This is a genomic window from Shewanella sp. BF02_Schw (assembly GCF_014596695.2).
GTDB lineage: Bacteria > Pseudomonadota > Gammaproteobacteria > Enterobacterales > Shewanellaceae > Shewanella.
In genome coordinates this window covers 1566472-1589968 of record NZ_JABKAW020000001.1, presented here as the reverse complement: position 1 = coordinate 1589968, position 23497 = coordinate 1566472, and the positions used below count along the sequence as shown (strand labels likewise).

General features: G+C 39.4%; 23 protein-coding genes and 1 pseudogene. 15 read left to right on the top strand and 9 right to left on the bottom strand.

Going from position 1 to position 23497, the window contains the following annotated elements; all coding sequences use genetic code 11:
• The 3 genes from HNW13_RS07055 to HNW13_RS07045 all read left to right on the top strand — a co-directional run bounded on the left by HNW13_RS07055 (window position 1) and on the right by HNW13_RS07045 (window position 3938).
• Window positions 1–1737 carry an AAA family ATPase gene (locus tag HNW13_RS07055; protein ID WP_192114914.1) on the top strand — a complete coding sequence of 579 codons (1737 nt, stop codon included), beginning with the start codon at window positions 1–3 and terminating at the stop codon, window positions 1735–1737.
• Window positions 1718–2998 (top strand): McrC family protein, encoded by a 1281-nt coding sequence (locus HNW13_RS07050; RefSeq protein WP_192114915.1) that lies wholly within the window; start codon window positions 1718–1720, stop codon window positions 2996–2998. The genes HNW13_RS07055 and HNW13_RS07050 overlap by 20 nt, the downstream gene beginning before the upstream one ends.
• A gap of 79 nt (window positions 2999–3077) precedes the next feature.
• On the top strand, window positions 3078–3938 hold the full coding sequence (locus HNW13_RS07045) for a hypothetical protein (RefSeq protein WP_192114916.1): 861 nt from the start codon (window positions 3078–3080) through the stop codon (window positions 3936–3938).
• 440 nt (window positions 3939–4378) lie between these two features.
• Here the strand turns inward: HNW13_RS07045 and HNW13_RS07040 are convergent, their stop codons facing one another.
• The 3 genes from HNW13_RS07040 to HNW13_RS07030 all read right to left on the bottom strand — a co-directional run bounded on the left by HNW13_RS07040 (window position 4379) and on the right by HNW13_RS07030 (window position 6946).
• Entirely contained in the window at window positions 4379–5686 is a 1308-nt protein-coding gene (locus HNW13_RS07040) for a site-specific integrase (protein WP_192114917.1), read from the bottom strand.
• A 79-nt stretch (window positions 5687–5765) separates the two neighbouring features.
• Window positions 5766–6053 (bottom strand): hypothetical protein, encoded by a 288-nt coding sequence (locus HNW13_RS07035; protein WP_101088285.1) that lies wholly within the window; start codon window positions 6051–6053, stop codon window positions 5766–5768.
• Window positions 6054–6493: 440 nt separating this feature from the next.
• A complete protein-coding gene (locus HNW13_RS07030) occupies window positions 6494–6946 on the bottom strand; it encodes a hypothetical protein (protein ID WP_101088284.1) in 453 nt (150 codons plus the stop codon).
• 270 nt (window positions 6947–7216) lie between these two features.
• Here HNW13_RS07030 and ccoN point away from each other — a divergent pair, with 270 nt between their 5' ends.
• The 11 genes and pseudogenes from ccoN (at window position 7217) to ttcA (ending at window position 17636) form a co-directional block, all read left to right on the top strand.
• On the top strand, window positions 7217–8644 hold the full coding sequence (gene ccoN / locus HNW13_RS07025) for a cytochrome-c oxidase, cbb3-type subunit I (protein WP_192114918.1): 1428 nt from the start codon (window positions 7217–7219) through the stop codon (window positions 8642–8644).
• 12 nt (window positions 8645–8656) lie between these two features.
• Window positions 8657–9283, top strand: coding sequence for a cytochrome-c oxidase, cbb3-type subunit II (gene ccoO / locus HNW13_RS07020; RefSeq protein ID WP_101088282.1), 627 nt, complete (start codon window positions 8657–8659; stop codon window positions 9281–9283).
• A 9-nt stretch (window positions 9284–9292) separates the two neighbouring features.
• Window positions 9293–9469, top strand: coding sequence for a cbb3-type cytochrome c oxidase subunit 3 (locus tag HNW13_RS07015; RefSeq protein ID WP_011637473.1), 177 nt, complete (start codon window positions 9293–9295; stop codon window positions 9467–9469).
• Window positions 9470–9474: 5 nt separating this feature from the next.
• Entirely contained in the window at window positions 9475–10443 is a 969-nt protein-coding gene (gene ccoP / locus HNW13_RS07010; protein ID WP_192114919.1) for a cytochrome-c oxidase, cbb3-type subunit III, read from the top strand.
• Window positions 10444–10559: 116 nt separating this feature from the next.
• Window positions 10560–11039 (top strand): FixH family protein, encoded by a 480-nt coding sequence (locus HNW13_RS07005; RefSeq protein ID WP_192114920.1) that lies wholly within the window; start codon window positions 10560–10562, stop codon window positions 11037–11039.
• A gap of 57 nt (window positions 11040–11096) precedes the next feature.
• A complete protein-coding gene (locus HNW13_RS07000) occupies window positions 11097–13490 on the top strand; it encodes a heavy metal translocating P-type ATPase (RefSeq protein WP_192114921.1) in 2394 nt (797 codons plus the stop codon).
• Window positions 13487–13627, top strand: a pseudogene (gene ccoS / locus HNW13_RS23475) (cbb3-type cytochrome oxidase assembly protein CcoS); the annotation flags it as partial. The gene HNW13_RS07000 and the pseudogene ccoS, both read left to right, overlap by 4 nt.
• A gap of 179 nt (window positions 13628–13806) precedes the next feature.
• Window positions 13807–14496 (top strand): sulfite exporter TauE/SafE family protein, encoded by a 690-nt coding sequence (locus HNW13_RS06990; protein ID WP_192114923.1) that lies wholly within the window; start codon window positions 13807–13809, stop codon window positions 14494–14496.
• A 329-nt stretch (window positions 14497–14825) separates the two neighbouring features.
• Window positions 14826–15578: an electron transport transcriptional regulator EtrA gene (gene etrA / locus HNW13_RS06985; RefSeq protein WP_101088277.1), complete on the top strand. Its 753-nt coding sequence runs from the start codon at window positions 14826–14828 to the stop codon at window positions 15576–15578.
• A 98-nt stretch (window positions 15579–15676) separates the two neighbouring features.
• Window positions 15677–16606: a universal stress protein UspE gene (gene uspE / locus HNW13_RS06980; RefSeq protein WP_162023119.1), complete on the top strand. Its 930-nt coding sequence runs from the start codon at window positions 15677–15679 to the stop codon at window positions 16604–16606.
• A gap of 91 nt (window positions 16607–16697) precedes the next feature.
• Window positions 16698–17636, top strand: a complete 939-nt coding sequence (gene ttcA / locus HNW13_RS06975; protein ID WP_101088275.1) for a tRNA 2-thiocytidine(32) synthetase TtcA — start codon at window positions 16698–16700, stop codon at window positions 17634–17636.
• A gap of 79 nt (window positions 17637–17715) precedes the next feature.
• Here ttcA and HNW13_RS06970 read toward each other — a convergent pair whose 3' ends face one another.
• Entirely contained in the window at window positions 17716–18369 is a 654-nt protein-coding gene (locus HNW13_RS06970) for a DUF2987 domain-containing protein (RefSeq protein WP_192114924.1), read from the bottom strand.
• Window positions 18362–19180 (bottom strand): glucosaminidase domain-containing protein, encoded by an 819-nt coding sequence (locus HNW13_RS06965; RefSeq protein WP_101088273.1) that lies wholly within the window; start codon window positions 19178–19180, stop codon window positions 18362–18364. The genes HNW13_RS06970 and HNW13_RS06965 overlap by 8 nt, the downstream gene beginning before the upstream one ends.
• Window positions 19181–19446: 266 nt before the next feature.
• On the opposite strand from HNW13_RS06965, the gene yvcK reads away from it, so the two are divergent.
• Entirely contained in the window at window positions 19447–20403 is a 957-nt protein-coding gene (gene yvcK / locus HNW13_RS06960) for a uridine diphosphate-N-acetylglucosamine-binding protein YvcK (protein WP_192114925.1), read from the top strand.
• A 208-nt stretch (window positions 20404–20611) separates the two neighbouring features.
• Here the strand turns inward: yvcK and HNW13_RS06955 are convergent, their stop codons facing one another.
• From HNW13_RS06955 to infC, 4 genes are all read right to left on the bottom strand, one after another.
• Window positions 20612–21805, bottom strand: a complete 1194-nt coding sequence (locus HNW13_RS06955) for an amino acid aminotransferase (RefSeq protein WP_182744483.1) — start codon at window positions 21803–21805, stop codon at window positions 20612–20614.
• Between the two features lie 494 nt (window positions 21806–22299).
• The gene (gene rplT / locus HNW13_RS06950) at window positions 22300–22659 is read right to left on the bottom strand and encodes a 50S ribosomal protein L20 (RefSeq protein ID WP_011637486.1); all 360 of its coding nucleotides are present in this window, start codon (window positions 22657–22659) and stop codon (window positions 22300–22302) included.
• A gap of 16 nt (window positions 22660–22675) precedes the next feature.
• The gene (gene rpmI / locus HNW13_RS06945; protein WP_011496149.1) at window positions 22676–22870 is read right to left on the bottom strand and encodes a 50S ribosomal protein L35; all 195 of its coding nucleotides are present in this window, start codon (window positions 22868–22870) and stop codon (window positions 22676–22678) included.
• A gap of 83 nt (window positions 22871–22953) precedes the next feature.
• The gene (infC, locus tag HNW13_RS06940; protein WP_081430133.1) at window positions 22954–23496 is read right to left on the bottom strand and encodes a translation initiation factor IF-3; all 543 of its coding nucleotides are present in this window, start codon (window positions 23494–23496) and stop codon (window positions 22954–22956) included.
• Window position 23497 lies beyond the last annotated feature (1 nt).

The window sequence follows — 23497 nt, the reverse complement described above, 5'->3', positions numbered from 1 at the left end:
ATGTTAAATTCAGAACAAATTCATAAGCTTTTAATTAAGTTAACAGGTTCTCATGATGAAAGTAGCCACCCTTCATATGCATATGAACACCGCCTTGATCAAGATTCTTATATTTATGTTAAACGTAAATCAGATCGTGTTGTTTCAAAGCAACCATTAGTGCTTCATCCAAATATCATTAATTTGAGAGATAAGATTGATTCAATTGAAGGGCTTGATACTGATTGGCTGCCAACTAAAAATACCAGTTTTCGTCGATATCCAAGGCTTAATGGCACATCACAATATGGTTATGGCTTTAACGTTGAAAGTGAAGGTGCTATCCATCAATTACTGTCTTTGATTGGCGTCGCCAATGCGTTTCCTAAAAATAATAACACTAAACAATCAACTAAAGCAGGTGGCAACATGGCTGCATTAAACCAAATTTTGTATGGACCCCCTGGTACTGGTAAAACCTACAATACCATTAACCAAGCACTTGCTATTGTTGATCCAGCTTATTTAACTGAATATGAACATGACCGCCATAAAATCAAAGCCCGTTTTGATGAGCTAGTGACGAAGAATCGTATTGGTTTTGTTACCTTCCATCAAAGCTTTAGCTATGAAGATTTTGTTGAAGGATTAAAGGCTAATAGCGATAACGGTGTACTGTCATATAGTGTTGACCCTGGTGTGTTTAAATCGATATGTGAACGAGCAAGTTCAAGCCATTTACAGGTGGTATCTGTCGATGCTTTTGATGATGCAGTTATACAGCTTCAAGAAAAATATGAAGAAGCTGACGACCGTATAGAAATGGAAACTGTACGTGGAAAGAAGTTTGAAATCGAATATGTTGGTGGCGCTACTTTTAAAATATTCCCACACTCAACTGAAAGCACAGACCCTAAATATGTCGCCTCAATAGCGAATGTGAGAAAGCTTTATCTAACAGGATCGAAACAAGATATCTATAACACCTCCTATGTAGAAGGTTTTTTACTCTACTTGAAGAAACACTTTGGACTAAAAGAATATGTGCCTGAAGTTGCTGACCATGAAACTACGCAACAACCATTTGTCCTTATCATCGATGAAATCAACCGTGGCAATATTTCAAATATCTTTGGTGAGTTAATTACGCTAATCGAGCCGAGTAAACGTTCGGGTTGCGCTGAAGCTTTATCAGTAAAACTGCCTTATTCAAAAGAGTCATTTTCAGTACCTTCAAATCTGCATATTATCGGTACTATGAACACCGCAGATAAATCGCTAGCTCAAGTCGATATAGCGCTGCGTCGTCGCTTTGAATTTGTTGAGATGATGCCACAACATGGCTTACTTTCAGGTATTGCTATTGATGGTATAGATGTAGCGAAGATGCTTAAAACGATTAACCAGCGTATTGAGCTGCTTTATGACCGTGAACATACCATAGGCCATAGCTTCTTTTTACCATTAAAAGATGATCCATCCATTGAGCGTTTGGCACGTATTTTTGAGTTAGAACTTCTTCCTTTATTAGAAGAATACTTTTTTGAAGACTGGGAACGTGTTGGCCAAGTATTGGGTGACCACCTAAAAACCGATGCCAGTTTACAATTTATTGAAGAGAAGTTTACTGATAGCTCAGTATTACAGTTGATGGGTAATGATTGGTCACAAGATGGCATAAGACCTTATCAACGAAATGATGCTGCATTACGTAATCCTGACGCATATAAAGGCATTTATGATGCGCAACAAGGTTAATAATGTCACTGTTAGAGAGTTTGCTTTATTAACTAATGGCGGTAACAACCACAGCATCGATTGCCACTCAATCCCTAAATCAGCGTTTGAGTGGTTATTGGCTAATGGTGTCAGTAATGGCGATAGTCAACGTGAATTGGTTAAAGCTAAGCGATACGGTAAATCTATTGCACTTCAGGTCATTAACTTTGTTGGTGTGCTAGAGACTCCCTGTAAAACGCGTATAGAAATTTTACCTAAGACGTCAACTGATACTTGTGACCCTGTATCAGCCAGAAAAATCTTGTTAAAGATGTTAGCCAGCGTTGAAACGTTAAAGTTAGAAGAGTTTCAACAATCTCAACTCCAACTATTGAAGCAACCGCTTTATGAGCTACTGATTACGCATTTTTTAAAAGCCGTTTCAACGCTTGTACGGCAAGGTATTAGAAATGAGTATCAACGTATTGAGCGTGAATCGCCTTACCTAAAAGGGCAGTTGCAAGTAGCTAAACAACTCCGGCAGCGACCTGGTAAGCAACATCATTTTCATGTTGCTTATGATATCTATAACGCTAATCGCGCTGAAAACCGCTTACTGCACTCGGCATTGAAGCAAGTACTTCATTGGTCTAAGTCGAGCGAAAATCAACGGTTAGCTCGCGAATTACTATTTGTATTTAATGATATAAATTTGTCTACGAATTATGCGTTAGATTTTAGGCAGTGGAAGGATGATAGAGCGCTTGCTCATTACCGGCCTTTAAAGCCATGGTGTGAACTGATTTTGAGTTATCAATCACCTGTAGCAATGGTCGGCAATCATGGTGGTTTGTCTTTCTTATTTCCGATGGAACAATTATTTGAGCGCTATGTAGCCAAGCAGATAAAACGTCAGTTACCTACACATTTAAAGTTAAGAGAGCAGGTGTCTAGCCACTGCTTAACCCACCATAACGGCAATGATTGGTTTAGGCTAAAACCTGACATTGTGGTTTACGATAAATCAAACGTGGTTACTGTGATGGATACCAAGTGGAAGCTACTTGATTCGTCGCTTAACACCACAAAGCATAAGTACAACTTAAGTCAGTCAGATTTGTACCAGTTATTTGCTTATGGTGAAAAGTACCTTAAAGGCCATGGTGATCTGTACTTGATTTATCCTAAGCATATTGGCTTTATTGAACCTCTGGCAAACTTCGAATTTAAACCAGGGTTAAGGCTGAATGTGGTGCCGTATGATCTTGAAACTGATGAGTATTATTTATCTTTAACTTAATATTTCAAATAGATCGCTATATAAAAAAGTTATTATTAACACTGATGTATACCGTCATAAATTAACCAAAGGGATCAAAATGCTTGAGTATATATCAGGTATAGTAAATATATTTTCGCTATGGGATCGATTCAAAAATCGGCTGATTCCATCGCCAGTTGTGACTAACACCGCTCAACGTTTCATTCGATTATTTGAAGCACATGGTATTTCTCGCGCTCAGATACCACGATTCTTCGGACATAATCTTACAATTCATCAAGTAGAAGATGAAACTGAACTTTCAAAAATACTAGACACTAATTTATTAGAAGCCGTAGCTACACTATTTGGAATTCGATTAGAGTGGCTAGAAGGCGGAACTGATGAGCTTTACGAAATTAATCATTTCTACAAACAGCCACAAAAGTTTGGTGAATGGTTAGATTCATTAACGGCAGACACTGACAAGATTAAGATTGATGGATGGTTGCTAACAACTAAATTCAAAACAGATCAATATGATGCTCTTATTTTAATGCGTGAGAAGATAGGAGAGTTGGCTGATGAAAATATTTACCGTTACTATTTCTGCGAGCAATGGATTTATGTTTATTGGAAGTGCCGAGCTGATATAGCTGCTTGTGTTGCTCAAGGCTGGAAACGCAATCAATACGTAACTGGAAGGATGTTAACCCAAAAGGTATTCAATAAAATCATTTCACTAAAGTTTGTACCTGATAGTGAGCTTGAAGGTACCGTTATAGCAAATCAAAGATTCCATGCTGAAGACCTGACGTTAAATCCAAAATTTTTTGTTCAAGGATTATCGGAAGGACAGCTTGGTATCGAAAACGCAGTTACTTTGTGGCTCGAGTACCAACAACTTGGATTTATGGATTCTGGCTTTGGAAATAAGCGAAGTGTGTTTGAGAAATTTCAACATGACCATTTCAAATAAACAGTAATGACTTATCGCAGCAACATAGTCACTCATAATAAAACACACTGACAATCAAACCAAAAACATACCACAGGATTTGAAAAAGTCAGGTGGTAAAAACTAGCATCAAAAAGCGCTCTGATTAGATAGTTGCACTGTAACAGTGCAATCAAATCGTTTATTTTAATATAACCATCTGATTATAAAACTAAAATGCCAAAGTCACGAAGTGAGACAAAACTCATTTGGTATGAGAAACCACAAAAAAAACCGTTAGTTATGATGACACAAATACCCTATTTAACATAATATACATTGTGCGCATACTTATGCGCACATTAGAACTCTAAGTCTTTGTAGGCATTGATTGTTCATTAACAGCCTAATGTTGCTTAATGTGTTGTTTAGCATCGTGCTTAGATTGCATGCTTTAACTTTTTACGGCTTGTGCCTGCCAATTATTTAATCTCAGCAAGATGATTTAACGGTTTGTTGAATGCACTTTGATGTCGTTCAGTTTGTGTGGTGTGTAAATACTGTGATGTGGTGTCGATACTCTCATGACCGGCATCGGCCTGGACATGTGACAATGGGCGTCGGTTGATATTGATGTCATGCGTGATCCCAGTATGGCGAATATTATGCGCACTGAGTTTTCGCATAAGTTGGCTGTCGTGTTCAAAACCATCTTTAGCGGCATTGTCTGCAGCTAAGTTAATCAGTTTGTCTATTTCGTCACGTATGTGGCGAATACCAAGATTGGCATTGATGACTCCAGATTCACGTCCATGGGCTGCTGCTTTGTGACCGACAAATATAGGATGTTGATCGTTGATGTTGGGTAAATCACTGAGACGCAGATAACGTCGATAATCAACTAGTCCAGCCAGCAACGCTTTTGATATAGCAATATTACGTGCTTTGCCGCTTTTAGAAAATGGCACGTGAAAATACCAGATACCAGAATGTGGATCTTGTCTAAACTGGCTCATGATCGGCGCGTAACCTGCGCGTGCACTTATTTCCGATATGCGTAAGTAGCAGCTATATAATAGTGTGATGAGGAATAAACTGCGTTGATGCTGCTCTGGTTGAGTGTCTGCTAATTGGCTTACGGTGCTAATAACATACGACCATTGTAGCTCTGTAAAAGCATGATGATTGTTGTCTTCGTCGATGGTAAATTTACGTTTAATGGAGAATCGGCTGTGTTTAAGCCATAACTGAGCTGGGTTTCGCTCGGTGTATTCTTCGCTAATTAGGTAGCCATAAAATGAGGATAATATTGCTATTTTAGTCTTCAATGCATTATCACTCAGTTGATATGGTAGGCATTTTCCGAGGTGTTTTTTACCGATAAATGGCCGCCATTGTGGGTTTGGCGATCGCTCTGCGGTGGCTTTATCGAGTTTGAATTGCGCTACATTGAAATAGCCTATCAATGTTTGTGGCGGCGATTGGCAGTAATCGATGTATTTAGCGATGTCTTTACGCGTTACCGCGATTGGCGATAATGCGACGACGTCAAAACACCAATGAAGAAATGTGGTTAACTCGCTGCGGTAGGCTTTATAGTTGTTTTCAGACTGCTTTTGCTCAAATAACCAATCGGCACAGTGCTCTATGATGAGCCCTGCATCGGCCACTTTATCTATTGAAATTCGCGTAATGTACTGATTAACGGACGCATTACCTTGTAAAACATGCTCTGCAGCATCAAATAGTGGTAATACTGGTGGCAGTTCATCAATGATATTGTAGGTCATATGATTAAGTCTAGGTTATTGATTATATTGCCTTATTATACTATTTTTTGCTTGATGCCGATAATGTTATTTATCGGCATCAATCGTAGCGATTTTTAATGATGAGTCTTGGATATGTTGATACTGCAATATCTTGGTCTGTTATTAACTGCTGCATACAATAATCTACTGCTGTTATTGGCTTGCACGCCTGCTGGCATTGCTTGTTGTGGCACGTAGACCTTTTTTGGCAGCTCCATAAACACAATTGCCAAACGGTTTGTTTACTTGCCCTGTCTAGGCACTGTAAGTCTGCAGCACATAAATGACCTGCTTTGATTAATTGGGCCACTTTATCTGCATCGATAGACACATTTATTCTGTTCATGTGTGCTCCTTATTTCACGCTACTCTTTTTCATAACGTTATTGCTCTATTCCCTACTCACCCTGGAAAGATGAATGCTGTAGCTTAATAATACATTAATGAGAATAGTTATCAATTGCATTGTAGCTGTTCTAACCACTTCTGTGCTGTTGATCATATATAAGCGCATATAAGGCTCACTTGAAATGTTTAATCGACAAGTGCTGTTGAGCATTAATGCAATATGATGCCAGTACTAGTCATAAGATTTGAAGTGAAATGAAATATACACAGTAGGAGTGAAGTTTTTGACGGGATGACACTGAAACTAACCATAATGACTATTAAATAGGCCTATTTAAGACCTTTGCTATAGTGAAGTGAAATGCCTAAAGCCATTAAATTACCTCTGCCCTAGCCCACAAAGGTATAGTCATCTGCATATATAAGTTAGCGATAACGTTAGTTGTTATCGTTATCGGCTAAGAAATCGTACATTAGTGTACGTGGCTGTTGTTGGTAATCAAATGAAACAAATACTCGCCACACCATATAATTACTGCTGCATGAGCCAAAAATAACTGGACCTTGATAGACATTATCTTTTATTTCGGACAATGAAACTGGGATAATACCCATGAACATGTCGCGACCTTCTATTCTCATTGAAATATTAGTGATCTTTTGATTACTGGAAAGCGTAACTATTAACGGTTTTTCGCTTGGGGTATTGATGGGGTCAATCAGTAAACCGACTTGCAAGTCGGCCACCTTTTTGTAACATTCCCCAACAGAAAACTGACATAACGTTTTATCGATGACTAAATTAGCGTGTTCTTGTGTTTGTGGTTTGTCACAGGCTACTAAAAACATTAACAAAATATTTAAAATGATAATTCGGACAAGTTTGTGCACAATTTTTAACCTTTATAGTTGAGTTAGTAACATTATCTTTCACAGATTGATCTAGATCAACTTTGATGCCTTTTGGTAAGTATCTTTTTTGACTTAGCTCAAGTATCATTACACCGTCTCATGATAGAGAGAATTAACATGAGGTAACACCTTGACATATGGCATTAAAAACAGCATTAAACAGCTGGTTTTATGACCACATGTTAATCTAACTGGTAAAGTTCGCTTTACTAAATATTAAAAGTATAAGTAATAAGCCGTGGAAGCATTATGATGAACCATTCCCAGTCTACAGGCGCTGATTACAACTACACTATTGTCCGCCAATTTGCACTAACCACAGTTTTGTGGGGAATCTTTGGCATGTCAGTGGGTGTATTGATTGCGGCTCAGTTAATCTGGCCGCAACTGAACTTCGACACTCCTTGGTTAACGTATAGTCGTTTACGACCATTACACACCAATGCGGTGATTTTCGCGTTCGGAACATCAGCTCTTTTCGCTACATCCTACTATGTTGTGCAACGCACTTGTCAAATCCGTCTTTTTGCGCCCAAATTGGCCGCATTTACGTTCTGGGGTTGGCAAGCCGTTATTATTGCAGCTGCTATCACTTTACCAATGGGATTTACCCAAGGCAAAGAATATGCAGAATTAGAATGGCCTATCGATATCGCGATTGCGATTATTTGGATTAGCTATGCAATTGTATTCTTTGGCACAATCGCTAAACGAACGACGTCCCACATTTATGTGGCCAACTGGTTCTTTGGTGCCTTTATCATTACTGTTGCAGTACTTCACATTGTTAACTCAATGGCGGTACCAGTAAGCTTATTTAAGTCTTACTCTCTGTACTCCGGTGCAGTCGATGCGATGGTTCAGTGGTGGTACGGTCATAATGCGGTAGGCTTCTTACTTACTGCTGGTTTCTTGGGGATGATGTATTACTTCGTGCCTAAGCAAGCTGGTCGCCCAGTGTATTCGTACCGTTTATCCATTGTCCATTTTTGGGCGTTGATTGCGTTATACATTTGGGCCGGTCCTCACCACTTACATTACACTGCCCTTCCTGACTGGACTCAGTCATTAGGCATGGTAATGTCATTAATTCTATTCGCACCTTCTTGGGGCGGTATGATTAACGGTATTATGACCTTGTCTGGTGCGTGGCATAAGCTGCGTACAGACCCTGTATTACGTTTCTTAGTTGTTTCATTGTCTTTCTACGGTATGTCTACCTTCGAAGGCCCAATGATGGCAATCAAAACAGTTAATGCATTATCTCATTATACTGACTGGACTATTGGTCACGTTCACTCTGGCGCGCTAGGCTGGGTGGCAATGGTGTCTATTGGTTCTTTATATCACTTAATTCCAGTGCTATTTGGTCATGGTCGTATGTACAGCATGAAGCTGGTTAACGTCCATTTCTGGTTAGCGACTATCGGTACTGTTTTATATATCGTTAGTATGTGGATTTCTGGTGTTATGCAAGGTCTTATGTGGCGTGCGGTTAACTCTGATGGAACACTAACTTATAGTTTCGTTGAGAGTTTAGAAGCCTCGTACCCATTCTACTTTGTACGCTTTATTGGTGGTTGTTTCTTCTTAACTGGTATGTTCATTATGGCCTATAACGTTATCAAAACCGTTAAAGCGTCTAAAGATTCATTACCTGCTATTGCAGAAGCTTAAGGAGCAGATTCGATGAAATTTAATCATGAATTAATTGAAAAGAATGTCGGCCTGCTTGCTATCTTCACTGTCATCGCCATTAGTTTTGGTGGTTTGGTGCAGATTACACCACTGATATTTCAGAAAGACACTACTGAAGCCGTTGAAGGTCTTATTCCTTACACTGCTTTGCAGATTGAAGGTCGTGACATTTATGTTCGTGAAGGTTGTTACAACTGTCACAGCCAAATGATCCGTCCTTTACGTGCTGAAACAGAACGTTATGGTCATTATTCTGTTGCTGGCGAGTCTGTTTGGGATCACCCTTTCCAATGGGGTTCTAAGCGTACTGGTCCTGATTTAGCCCGTGTTGGCGGACGTTACAGTGATAGGTGGCACGAAGTGCATTTGCTTAATCCTCGTGACGTTGTACCACAGTCAAACATGCCTGGTTTCCCTTGGTTAGCTGAAAATAAGCTAGACGGCGAACTCACTGGTGACAAGATGACTATTCTGCGTAACCTGCATAAAGGCGGTTACAAAGGTAATGATCTTTACACTGATGAAGAAGTTGCTGGCGCTAAAAAAGCGGTTGAAGGCAAGACAGAAATGCAGGCGCTGATCGCTTATTTGCAATCTTTAGGTCACGCACTCAAATAGGAGGCAATAATGGATTACGGTACTTTTCAAGGTATTTTAACCATAGTTGTTATGGTGACTTTTGTAGGGATTTTCTTCTGGGCTTACAGTAAGCATAGCAAGTCAAAATTTGACGAAGCGGCTAACTTGGTGTTTACAGAAGATGAACTTGCAAAAATGTCAAAAGACTCGGGAGATCAGAAGTAATGATTATGAGTAACTTCTGGAGCATTTGGATTTCTGTACTGACGATTGTGGTCATTGCTGGTTGTTTTATCCTTCTTAAACTGGTTAATAATAATTACACCGGTGTAGAAGAAGGTAAATCAATGGGCCACAGTTTTGATGGTATTGAAGAACTGAACAACCCACTACCAAAGTGGTGGGCGTACATGTTCTATTTAACCATCGTATTCGGTGTGATCTATTTAGCTCTATATCCAGGCCTAGGTAACTACAAAGGTCTGTTTGGTTGGACAAGTTCAAACCAAAGTATTGGTACTGAAAATGGCATTAAAGCTGACTCAGCAGCAGCGCTTGAAGCAGCAAAATCGGAAAACCGTTTATCTCAGTATGACCGCGAAGTGGCACACGCTGAAGAAAAATACGGTCCAATTTTTGCGGCTTATTTAGCGACACCGTTAGAAGAGTTAGTGAAAGATCCTGAAGCATTGAAGGTGGGCGGACGTTTGTTTTTACAAAACTGCTCACAGTGCCATGGCTCTGACGCTCGCGGTTCTAAAGGCTTCCCTAACCTTACCGATGACGATTGGTTATATGGTGGTGATTTAGCCACTATTAAAACTACTCTGATGAACGGTCGTAACGGCATGATGCCTCCAAAAGGTGGTTTACCTATCGAAGACAGCGAGATTAAAGGTCTAGCTGAATACGTGATTAAACTATCTGGTGGCGAACATGACGAAGCGTTAGCTGCTCAAGGTCAAGGTTCATTTATGAAAGGTTGTTTTGCATGCCATGGTATGGATGCAAAAGGCAACAAGTTCATGGGTTCGCCTAACCTGACTGATAATGTTTGGTTATACGGCGGCAGCCGTGGTGTGATTGCTGAATCTATCATTAATGGCCGAGTAGCGGTTATGCCAGCATGGAAAGACATTCTTGGTGAAGAGAAAGTCCATGTCATTACAGCTTATGTTTATAGCTTATCAAACAAATAGTTACTTATAAGTAACATCTAGGCCTCGATATTATCGAGGCCTTTTTTTTAAGTGATTATTAAGCCATTAAGGGGTAAAATAGCCCCCGAATTATTACCACCATTTTAGGACGAATTATGTCGGATCAACTCCCTTGGTATAAACAGTTTTGGCCTTGGTTTTTAATCATTTTGCCAATGTGTGCGGTTATCGCTAGTTTAACTACATTAAAGATTGCTTTAGATAATTCTGACTCATTAGTTGCTGAAGATTATTATAAACAAGGCAAAGCCATTAACATGGATTTGCGTAAGATAAAGTACGCTCAACAGATTGGGATGAAATTTTTAGTTACCGTGGCCGATCAAGAATTAAAAATTACTCAACAAGGCGGTCCTGAATATCGTGCGGCATTGAATGTTCAGTTCTATCATCCAACGATTGAGGAAAAAGATTTCAGCCTTAATGCAACTTCTGATGCTAATTATGTTTATCACATCCCATTAGATGCTGCGATTACCGGCCCTTGGGAAGTGCGCATAGAAGGCTATGATGCTAAGTGGCGTATACAACAACGTATTGATATTAAAGATGACGTTGAATATTGGCTAAATTAATAGTAAATCTATTAAGTCTTTGAATGATGACATATTTAATTAAGCTGGTATAAATAGATGACATCTTGCTTTCATTGCAATGAGCCGGTGCTAACGGGTGAACAGTTTACAACCGTGATTAATGGGCAACCACAACCTATGTGTTGCCCAGGTTGTCAGGCGGTTTCACAAGCGATTATGGATGCTGGCTTAAGCAGCTATTATCAATTTCGTAGTGAGCCAGGCAATCGTCAAACTGCTTTGATCCCTGAGCAATTATCGCAGTACAGTGCTTATGATTTACCTGAAGTTCAACAAGACTTTGTTCATAAACAAGGTGCTATTGATTCAACCTCTTTGTCCATTGATGGTATTACCTGCGCTGCTTGTGCGTGGTTAATTGAACATAAACTCAAACCTATTGCGGGAGTCACTAATGTGTTGGTTAACTCAACCACACAACGCGCGTTAGTGAGTTGGGATAGTCAAATTATTCAGCTCAGCGAAATTTTGCAGATTATCAGTAAAATTGGCTATCAAGCTGCGCCCTACCAAGTTGATGAGCAAGAAAAACAATCAAAAGCAGACAGTCGTAAATTTTTACTCCGCCTAGGACTTGCAGGTTTTGCCACCATGCAGGTGATGATGTTTGCCCTCGCCTTATACACTGGATACTTTACCGACCTAGATGTTGAGTTTCGGGATTATTTTCGTTGGGTTAGCTTAATTTTTGCTACTCCAGTGGTATTGTATTCTGCGCAACCCTTTTATTTCAGTGCGCTTCGTAGTCTATTAAGTGGCAAGCTTAATATGGATGTCTCTGTCTCCATCGCGATTTTAGGTGCTTATGTCGCCAGCTGTGTCGCGACAATTCAGGCCAATGGCGAAGTGTATTTTGAATCAGTATCCATGTTTACCTTCTTCTTATTACTTGGCCGTTATTTTGAACAAACAGCCAGACAAAAAGCCTCCGTCAGTTCGAGTAATTTACATAAACTGGTCCCTTTGACCGCACATTTATACCGTGACGGCGAAATTACAGAGATCGCTGCTAAACAGCTAGTCATTGGCGATATTATTTTGGTCAAACCTGGTGAGGTGATTGCAGCAGATGCTGAGGTGGTTGCAGGCCTATCAAGCGTCAACGAAGCGATGTTAACCGGTGAACAAATGCCAATAGGCAAACAGGTATCTGATACTGTGTATGCTGGAACCATTAATGTAGAACAACCTCTTGAATTAAAAGTCACTGCGTTAGGTCAAGATCAGCTAGTGGCTGAAATTATTCGCTTACAAGAACTTGCATCAAACAACAAACCGGCCATCGCTTTGGTGGCCGACCGTTTAGCTCGATACTTTTCCGCGACCATATTATCGATAGCAGCAATAACTTATTGTGTTTGGTTATTTATTTCTCCTGATGATGCCTTTTGGATCACCTTGTCGGTATTAGTTGCCACTTGTCCGTGTGCCCTCGCCCTTGCTACGCCGACAGCAGTGACATGTGCGACGGCTATTTTTACCAAGTTAGGCGTGATTCCGCGCAAGGCCGGAGTTTTCGAAAAACTGACTAAAATTAATCATGTGGTGTTTGATAAAACGGGAACCTTAACCTGTGGCCATTTATCGATTGGTGAAGTACAAACCTTTGGCAAATATTCTTCAGAGCAAGTCCTATCGATGGCTGCTGCAATTGAACAAGGCTCTTTACACCCCATCGCATTAGCATTTAAGCCTTTTTTTGATAATAAACACTTTGTTGAAAATGTTGACCATCATATTGGATTGGGTATTCGCGCCAGTATCGGCCAACAGCAAGTTTGTATTGGTACGGTACAATTTGTTACCCCAGAGGTAAATATAGCGGCTTCGAAGGCAATAGAAAGTCAGTGGATTTATCTTTCCATCGATAATAATTTGGTCGCTAAAATTGAAATGCTAGATGAGCTAAGAGTTGATAGTTTAGCCACCGTAAATACATTAAAGGCGGCTAACATAACACTCAGTATTGCCAGTGGCGATAATTCGGGTCATGTTGAGTTTTTAGCAAGTAAACTTGGTATTTCTGATGTGCATTCAGGTTTATCGCCGCAAGATAAGTTAGCGTTAGTGAATCAATTACAACAACAGGCCAATGTGGCTATGTTTGGCGATGGTATTAATGACGCGCCAGTGCTCGCCGGAGCAAACTTGTCTGTTGCGATGGGAAGCGGCAGTGCTATTGCTAAAAACAGTGCCGACTTAATTTTACTGGGCGATCACTTATCACGTTTTAATGATGCTATCTTTGTCGCTAAGCAAGCCCAGCGAATAATTCATCAAAATTTGTTATGGGCTTTTGCTTATAACATGATTATTTTGCCATTGGCAGTTACTGGGCATGTTGCTCCTTATATTGCTGCGATTGGCATGTCTGTCAGTTCACTTATTGTGGTGAGCAACAGCTTACGCCTTCTTAGGATAAAGTTATGAGTATCATTTACGTATTAATACCTATTGCGATGTTGTTTGTATTGATAGCAGTCTCTATTTTCTTTTGGGCAGTAAAGTCTGAGCAATTTGATGATTTAGATAGACAAAGCGTGTCTATTTTATTCGATGAAGACGAAAACAGCATGAACAAAAACAGCAGTGCTAAAGCCGACTCTGCTAACGACAGCTCTGCAATTAATGATTTTCCAATTAACAGCTCTCCAATTAACCGTTCTGCTACTACCGATGTTGCCCAACAAAATACAGTTGGTTCTGCTGCTTCATCTACTACTCACACTAAACCAGAGTAAACCCAGTGATTGAATATAATGTTGGTGGTGCATTTATTGTTGGTTTAATGGGCGCTGCACATTGTTTTGGCATGTGCGGTGGATTGATTGGCGCTTTTTCAGCCAATATACCCACCAATGGCCAGACCCGCTTAGGCACGCAACTCACATTTTTGTTTGGCTACAATTTTGGACGTATTTTTAGTTACACAGTAGCGGGTGCGATTGTCGGTGGCAGTGTCTCAGCCCTTGGTCATTTATTTGATGTTGATAGTTATTTAATTTTTTTGCGAATTGTTGCTGGCACCATGATGATTCTTACCGGGCTCTATATTGCTCAGATATGGTTTGGCATTGTACACATTGAAAAAGTCGGCAAAATATTGTGGCGATATTTACAACCGCTGACGCGTAAATTCATACCTATTACTCATCCATTGCAAGCTGTTATGGCTGGTATGGTATGGGGTTGGCTCCCCTGCGGCCTTGTGTACAGTACATTAACTTGGTCAGTTGCATCTGGTAGTGCATTACAAGGTGGCTTAATTATGTTTGCATTTGGTTTAGGGACTTTACCTGCTCTATTCGCTGCAGGATTAGCCGCTAAAACCTTGGCTCAATGGGTACAAAAACGGGCAGTAAGATTATTCAGTGGCGGGCTTTTAGTGTTATTTGGATTGCAAACGCTTTACATCGCTTTTAATCAACTAAACTAGTTTATAACGGTCAAATATGCATTTATTGTCGTTAAGCTAGAGGCTATTTTTAAGCGGCTTCACAGATATTGATCTAATGATTTTTATGTTTAAAATCAATGGTTATAAGTTAAGCTGTTAAGTATGTAGAATCATTTTTAAATACATTTTACTGACAAACTTTGGTATCTACAATGTGTTGAAACGAAGTGAGTTACAACTGTGTTTTAAAATGCCATGATTGCAGCGTCCATTCTCTTCATATAGTAAGTGCGACTCTGATGTTGAAGAGTACCTTATTAATGCAGAATGGTATAACATAGTAACGTCTTCATAAATTGAGATTGGGTATGCCTTCAGATTTGATTAAAGCTCGACGTCCATCTACTACCGGTTGCGCCATTCATTGTCACGACTGCAGTATGGAAGCCCTGTGTATCCCTTTTACGTTAAACAATGATGAGCTTGATAAACTCGACAGCATTATTGAACGTAAAAAACCCATTCAAAAAGGTGACCTTATCTTCAAGTCCGGTGACGTGCTTAAGTCATTGTATGCAATTCGCTCCGGTACAATCAAAAGTTATACCATTACTGAGCAAGGTGATGAGCAAATTACTGGATTCCATTTGGCCGGTGACGTCATTGGTTTTGATGGTATTCATGCACAACGTCATCAAAGCTTTGCCCAAGCCTTAGAAACCTCAATGGTCTGTGAAATCCCCTATGAAACTTTAGATGATTTATCTGGATCTATGCCTAAGTTACGCCAGCAAATTATGCGTTTAATGAGCAATGAAATTATGAGTGATCAAGAGATGATCCTATTGCTTTCAAAGAAAAATGCTGAAGAACGTTTAGCTGCATTTATTAATAACCTGGCTAATCGCTTTGGTAATAGAGGTTTCTCGCCTCATGAATTTCGTCTGACAATGACTCGTGGTGATATCGGCAACTATTTAGGCTTAACAGTTGAGACAATTAGCCGTTTATTAGGTCGGTTTCAAAAGTCTGGTTTAATTGAGGTTAAGGGTAAGTATATTTCTATTATCGATCACTCATCGTTAAGTACCCTTGCTGGAAATGCTCGCATCGCCACTTAAATTTGATATATATGATCTATCTCAAAGTTTATTTATTAGCAAACGGTAATACTATCAATAGGTAATGTAAATAAGAACTCAACAGCTTTGGAGGTTATATGAAGGATTATAAAAAGATATTAGTGGTGATTAATCCTACAACGGATCATCAACCCGCATTGGCACGTGCTGTTGAATTAGCGTCAAAAAGTCAGGCAGAGATAACTGCATTTTTATCCATTTTTGACTTCTCATATGAAATGACTTCAATTTTGTCCAGTCAAGAACGTGAAGCGATGCGTCAAGGTGTTATTGATCAACGTGTCGCTTGGTTAGAAAATGCCATAGATGGTTTTAGTAAATTCAATATAAAAATTAATACCGAAGTTGTGTGGCATAACCGCCCTTTCGAAAGTGTGATTAATCATGCGATGAAAGGCAATTATGATTTAATTGTTAAAAGCACCCACGTACACGACAAATTAAAAGCTGTAATTTTTACACCTACAGATTGGCATTTAATGCGTAAATCTCCGGTTCCTGTTTTATTAGTCAAAGAACACGATTGGCCAGTGGCTGGAAAAATTGTTTGTGCGGTTAATGTGGTGAGTGAAGATGAAGATCATCAAACGCTTAATGGCAAAATCATTAATCATGCACTCGATTTAGCCAAAAAATTCTCTGCTAGTGTTCACCTAGTCAATGGTTACCCTGGTACGCCAGTAAATTTGGCCATTGAACTGCCCGACTTTGATGCCAATGTGTATAACAACACAGTGCGGATGCAACATGAGCAACGAGTACAGTATTTAGCTCAAGCCTATAATATTCCGCTTGAAAATTGCCATGTTGAAGAAGGTTTGCCTGAAGATGTGATTCCAGAAATGGCTGCTAAATTAGATGCCGAATTAGTGGTCCTTGGTACAGTTGGTCGTACTGGTTTTTCAGCGGCATTAATTGGTAATACTGCTGAACATGTCATCGACAGCATTAATTGCGATTTGTTAGCGATTAAACCTGATGGATATAAATCACCTTTAGAAGATTAGTCTCCAATAGAATAGGTTAACTACTTTACCCTGACCTCGAATACTGGAATAATACGCGCCCTGAAACACTTGGTTACTGGGCGCATTTTTTATGTCTGAAGTTGATACAATCGCTAAACAAAATATTACTCGTATGAATAAACTGCAAAAGCGTCTACGACATGAAGTCGGTTCAGCCATTGCAGACTACAATATGATCGAAGATGGTGATCGCGTTATGTGCTGCCTTTCCGGCGGTAAAGACAGCTACACCATGCTGGATATTTTATTAACCCTTCAACAACGTGCCCCTATCAAATTTGAAATTGTGGCCGTTAACCTAGACCAAAAGCAACCAGGTTTTCCTGAGCATGTGCTGCCTGCTTACTTAGATAAATTAGGCGTGGCTTATCATATTCTCGAAAAAGATACCTACTCTATCGTTAAAGAAAAGATACCTGAAGGCAAAACGACATGTTCACTTTGCTCTCGTTTACGTCGTGGTACTCTTTATGGATTTGCCCAACATATTGGCGCCACAAAAATTGCTTTAGGTCATCATCGCGACGATATTATTGAAACCATGTTTTTGAATATGTTTTATGCTGGCAAACAAAAAGCCATGCCGCCTAAACTATTGTCTGATGACGGCGCCAATATGGTCATTCGTCCATTGGCCTATTGCCGTGAGAAAGATATTGAAGAATATTCGACCCTAAAATCATTTCCTATCATTCCTTGTAACTTATGTGGCTCACAAGAAAATTTAAAACGTGGCGCAGTCAAAGACATGTTACAAATGTGGGATAAGCAACATCCTGGGCGTATTGAAACTATTTTTACTGCAATGCAAAATACCTCACCATCACAAGGTGTTGATCGCGAACATTTTGATTTTAAATCATTAAAGCGTAACCCAGATGCCGTAAATACTGGTGACGTAGCTGATGCCGACTTACCTGCTTTTGATTTTGTCGATATCAGTAATAATGGTCACATCAATTTAGACATTAGTAATCGAATCGATGTGGTGGCGACATTTAAGCCATAATAAATAGACTAGCTGTTAATAGATAAACAAAAGGCGTTGATATCAACGCCTTTCTTTTATTATTTATCCCGAGTTCAGATTACTGGGTTACGAGAGGACTCACAACACTGGGTTTGTGGGTAAATGAAATGTTTTTTATCTGATTGATTTGTTCGAGTGTTAAAGTGTATTTTTCGCCAGCTATTGATTCTACATTATCAACAACAACCTTAACTGTTATGCCATCTGCTTGTATTTCAGCAAACTCAAACGTGAGTCCATTAATCGGTTTTCTAAAATACTTCATTGGAAAACCTTGTAATCCATCAAGTAATTTATTCATGTCATCGGTTAATGCTAATAGTTCTGTTTGAGTAAAATGTTGTTTAGTTTCTTTAGCGCGAACTTGCATGGCAATCCCACACTGTGCTGCATCACCCACCACATTAATATTGACTAAGCCGCGGTCTGATTTCAGCTGTGGATCGTAAGGAATAAATAAACGTTGTTGTTTAGTATATGTTAACGGGAACTGTTCTTTTTCAGTGGTAATACTGCCTGACACTATGATGCAATCAGGTGTGATAGGAACACTAAAGGCTAGCTCAACTAAAGGATAGTTTTGCTTATTCACTTGCTTTAATCGATCATAAAAGCCGTTGTACTCTAAAGAAACCGTCTCAGCAAAACTGCTATTCACTATAAAAATAGTCGATATAAAAATAAATCCGTTAAGTAGCGTACGATTACGCATTAGCTTTGTTCCCTTGTAAATATGGCTTATTGTGTTTAAGCATTTCGAGGAGTTCATCAATGTACTCATCTTTTCGTTCTGAATAATTCATTAACCCATAAACTAATTTCTCGGCTGTTGGTTTAACTTTTTGAGCCCGTAAATCGGCACGAATAGAACGAAATAAACGATACGCGGAATTGGTGTTTAAATTGATCATGTAAGCAATAATGGAATCTTTGGGTGAATCAAATACTGCAACCTCATGGATTTTTCCATCAGCTCGCGCTAATGGCACTAAACCACAGCCTTCAATAAAACACCATTGACCAAAGAAGTTAAACCCGTCGACAGCAAAACGTGAACTGCCCCAACCGCTTTCATTGGCAGCTTGAACTAATACCATATCAACCGGAATAATATCGATACGCTTTAATAATGGCATTAAGGTTATGCGAGTAATTGCTTTAACATCATATTGATATTTTTCAAGAATGGTTGTTAGCCTATCACTATCATTTTCACTCAGTCCTAAGCCATTATCAATTTGCTCAATAACAGCCAGTAAAAATTGACGATCGTGAATAATAATCTGATTTTGTGCTTCAATGGCCGGACGTAAAAAATCAAAAAATATTTGCTTTTTAGTGGCAATATCTTCTATTTCAGCAAATAACGGCACCTTACCTAGATCAATATTATTCAGCTGACGTTCACCAGGTGCTACAGATATCTGGCTAGTGTTAGGAAAAATAAAGAGTCGCATCGCCAACAAAGCAACAACGGCTAAGCCTAACGCAAAAGTCACTTGACCCACATTGCCTATCTTCAACAGTACCTGCCTTATCAAAAATTCATTTCAACTTATAAATCCCGCTAATTATAACCTTAATAAACGATAGGATACAGTAAACCACTTTTGTAGAGTCTGTGCTTATCCGTTATTGATCACGATACGTTAAGTCAGCGTCTACAAAAACTAAAATTAATTACACTTTCATGACCATATCCAGTTAAAATCATTATACGTGTTTACGGGGCAGTCATTTATGACTGTGAATCGTCTTATTCAACAACTCAAGGATTTGAGAACACATTATGTTGAATCAAAAGTTCAATAATTATCATCATGTGGTAGCCATCGGTGGCGGACATGGATTAGGCAGAATTCTTTCCTCATTATCTTTTTTAGGTCCGAGATTAACGGGAATTGTTGCAACGACTGATAACGGTGGTTCTACTGGTAGGCTTAGGCAAGATCAACAAACTATTGCTTGGGGGGATTTACGTAATTGTCTTTCCCATCTTGCACATCGTCCATCGTTAGGTTCAATGTTATTTGATCATCGTTTTACGGGTGACAATGAACTTTCGGGACATAATTTAGGTAACGTAGTATTACACGCACTTGATCAACTTTGTGTAAGACCACTTGAAGCGGTTAATTTAATTCGTGGCTTACTTAAAATTGAGACACAAATTATTCCAATGTCGGAAGCTTCTACTCATCTTGTGGCACTTACCCACTGTGGTAATAAAGTGTTTGGTGAACTTAATGTCGATGGCATGAAGGAAGCGCCGATTGCATTATCATTAGAACCTGAAGTTGAAGCGACATTAGAGGCTTGTAGTGCACTAGCAAATGCTGATTTAATTATTATCGGCCCAGGGAGTTTTTTAACCAGTATACTGCCACCTTTATTGCTGCCACAAATAGCCAAGAGCATTCGTGAGTCGAACGCACATGTTATGTTAATTGATAATTTAACCGCTGAGTATTCACCTGCAAGCACGTTTAGTATTGAAGATAAAATTGCTTGGTTTAACCAGGTAATAGGCAAAGAAGTGATTGCTGATGTTATTCAGCATGGAAATGAAATTAAGTTGTCTCATTCCAACATTAACGGTGTTCGTTTTAATCACTTTCCATTAATCAGCCAACATCATCCAGGGTTACATGACAAAACAGCATTAGCAGAAGCGATTAGCCAAGTTTGTGACTTACACCTTAAGCCGATTGATTTGGCTGAATACCCTCATTGCAATATGACATAAAACTTATCGATATTGGCTATAGTCATATCGAAGCTCATAGTGTTTAATATTCATTATGAATTCTGTTGATGGAGCATACTGCTCGCAGAAGTGATTTGATGGAGTTAAACATTTGGCTAACGTGCAACTTTGTGAAATATGAAAATTGAAATGGTCAACACAAAAATGGCTGCATAATGCAGCCATTTTTATATCCCAATAGCTAAGACTAAATCACTTGAGCTATGGCTTTACACACCGCTGGGATATTATTTTTCGTTAACCCAGCCACACTAATACGACCAGAACCGACAATGTAAATAGCGAACTCATCTTTTAAACGAGCAACTTGGCTTTTGTTCAGACCAGAAAAACTAAACATACCGTTTTGACGAGAGATGAAGCTGAAATCTTGTTCGACACCTTCAGCTTTTAGACTTTCGACAAATAAACTGCGCATTTCAGCAATGCGTTCACGCATTAGCGTCAATTCTATTTCCCATTCTTGGCGCAGTGCAGCATCCGCTAAAATGGTACTAACAATCAATCCGCCATGTGCCGGAGGATTAGAATAATTTGCGCGGATAGTTTTTTTAATTTGGCTAAAGCTTTTTACTGCATCATCTTGATTTTCAGCAACGATGGTTACCGCACCAACGCGTTCGTTATATAAACCGAAGTTTTTAGAAAAAGAGTTTGCAATTAATAACTCTGGTACTACAGCAGCAACTGTACGTAGACCTTGTGCATCTTCATCTAGACCAGCACCAAAACCTTGGTAAGCAAAATCAAATAACGGTAACAATGATTTTTCTAAACAAACCTTGGCGACGAGTGTCCATTGTTCAATCGATAAATCGATACCCGTTGGGTTATGACAGCAACCATGAAGTAAAACCACATCACCGGCATCCGCATTGGCTAAATCAACTAACATTGAATCGAAATCCATATCGTGTGTTTCAGCTTTGTAATAACGGTATTCTTTAACGGTTAATCCTGCGGTTTCAAAAATATTCTGGTGATTAGCCCAAGTAGGATTACTAACCCAAATGGTTGTTGATTTGGTATTTCGGACTAGAAATTCTGATGCAACCCGTAATGCCCCAGTTCCACCGGGTGCTTGAGCTGTTACAGCTCGTTTATCCGATATAATTTGGCTCTCAGGCCCAAAGAGTAATTCTTGAACCACTTGATTGTAAGCTTGTACACCTTCAATACCGAGGTAATTCTTGGTCTTTTCGGTTTCAAGTAAAATAGCTTCAGCTTTTTTTACAGAAGATAATATCGGCGTTTGCCCTGCTTCATCTTTATAAATGCCGACACCTAAGTTGACTTTGTGTGAGCGAGTATCTGCTTTGAAAGCATCTGTTAAGCCTAAGATCGGGTCTGCTGGCGCAAGCGTGACTTGAGAAAAGATCATTACAACTATCCTAAGTGAGGTGAAGAGACTAATTTTGTTTAGTTATACCATTGTATGCCGACAGTGAGTAGTGAGATTTTTAATAGTTGAGATAATTTTATGATAAAGTGAACATTCCTCAAATTTATGTACACGATAATGGTTATTTCGTTAGTTATCCTGTCACTTCCTGCCATTAGTATTATCTCCCCACCAGAACAGGGAACACTACTCTGACTGCTAATTGCTTTTTATTTGGTGAGTAACGTTAGATTCATTTTTAATCGCTAAGTGATTTAGCGTTACTTCTGTCAGAAGATAGTAAAATGAAAGTTTCGATATGATATGGGTGACAATCATCTGATGACTATCAGACAATATCTTGTTCTGTAGTTAATATTACATTACAAAAAAACAGTTATAGAATTGCGAGGACTTTATTAAGTCCATCTTGTCGTTTAACGGATATAAAAAAAGGAACCCGAAGGTTCCTCTTTTTAAAGCGACTAAACTAATTACTTAGTTAACGCTTCTTTTGCTTTTTCAACTAAAGTTGCAAAAACAACTTTGTCGAAAACAGCGATGTCAGCCAAAATCTTACGATCGATTTCAATAGACGCCTTTTTCAAGCCGTTAATGAAACGGCTGTAAGACAGACCATTTTGACGAGACGCTGCATTAATACGTGCAATCCATAACTGACGGAATTGACGTTTTTTCTGACGACGGTCACGGTAAGCATATTGACCAGCTTTAGTTACTGCCTGAACAGCAACACGGTAAGTACGGCTACGAGCGCCATAATAACCTTTAGCTAATTTTAAAACTTTCTTGTGACGAGCACGTGCGGTTACACCACGCTTAACTCTTGGCATTTTCTAAACTCCTAAATTAAGCGTATGGTAGTTGACGCGCGATTGCTGGAACGTCAGATTTAGCAACTAAACATTTAGCACGTAAGTGACGCTTACGCTTAGTGCTTTTCTTGGTCAAAATGTGACGTAAGTGTGCTTGCTTGCGCTTGAAACCATTAGCGGTTTTCTTAAAACGCTTCGCTACACCCTTGTCTGTTTTCATTTTAGGCATTTCTAAAACTCCGCATTGGGACGTTAATAAACGTAAGGCGAGCAAAAGCCTCAAGAGACTTTTGCTACTTTAGGGTTGCCCTACTATTTCTTTTTAGGTGCTAGCACCATAATTGCTTGTCGACCTTCCATTTTCGGGAAAGATTCAACAACCGCATACTCTTCCAAATCAGCCTTGATACGGTTCAAAAGATCCATACCTAGGTTTTGGTGTGCCATTTCGCGACCACGGAAACGCAGCGTAATTTTCGCTTTGTCACCATCTTCTAGAAAACGAATCAGGTTGCGTAGTTTTACCTGATAGTCGTTTTCATCAGTGCCAGGACGGAATTTAATTTCCTTAACCTGGACCTGTTTCTGCTTCTTCTTTTGTTCTTTTTGAGCTTTCGCTTTATCAAAAAGGAACTTACCGTAGTCCATTATGCGACAGACAGGTGGCTCAGCATTGGGACTGATCTCTACAAGATCAACTCCGGCTTCATCTGCAACGTTCTGAGCTTCTTTTATACTTAATATACCAATTGGTTCACCATCTAAACCTGATAAACGGACTTCAGGTACACCAGTGATTTCATCATTGATTCTATTAGGGGCTGGCTGTCGCCCTGCTGTTCTTTTGATCTTTATG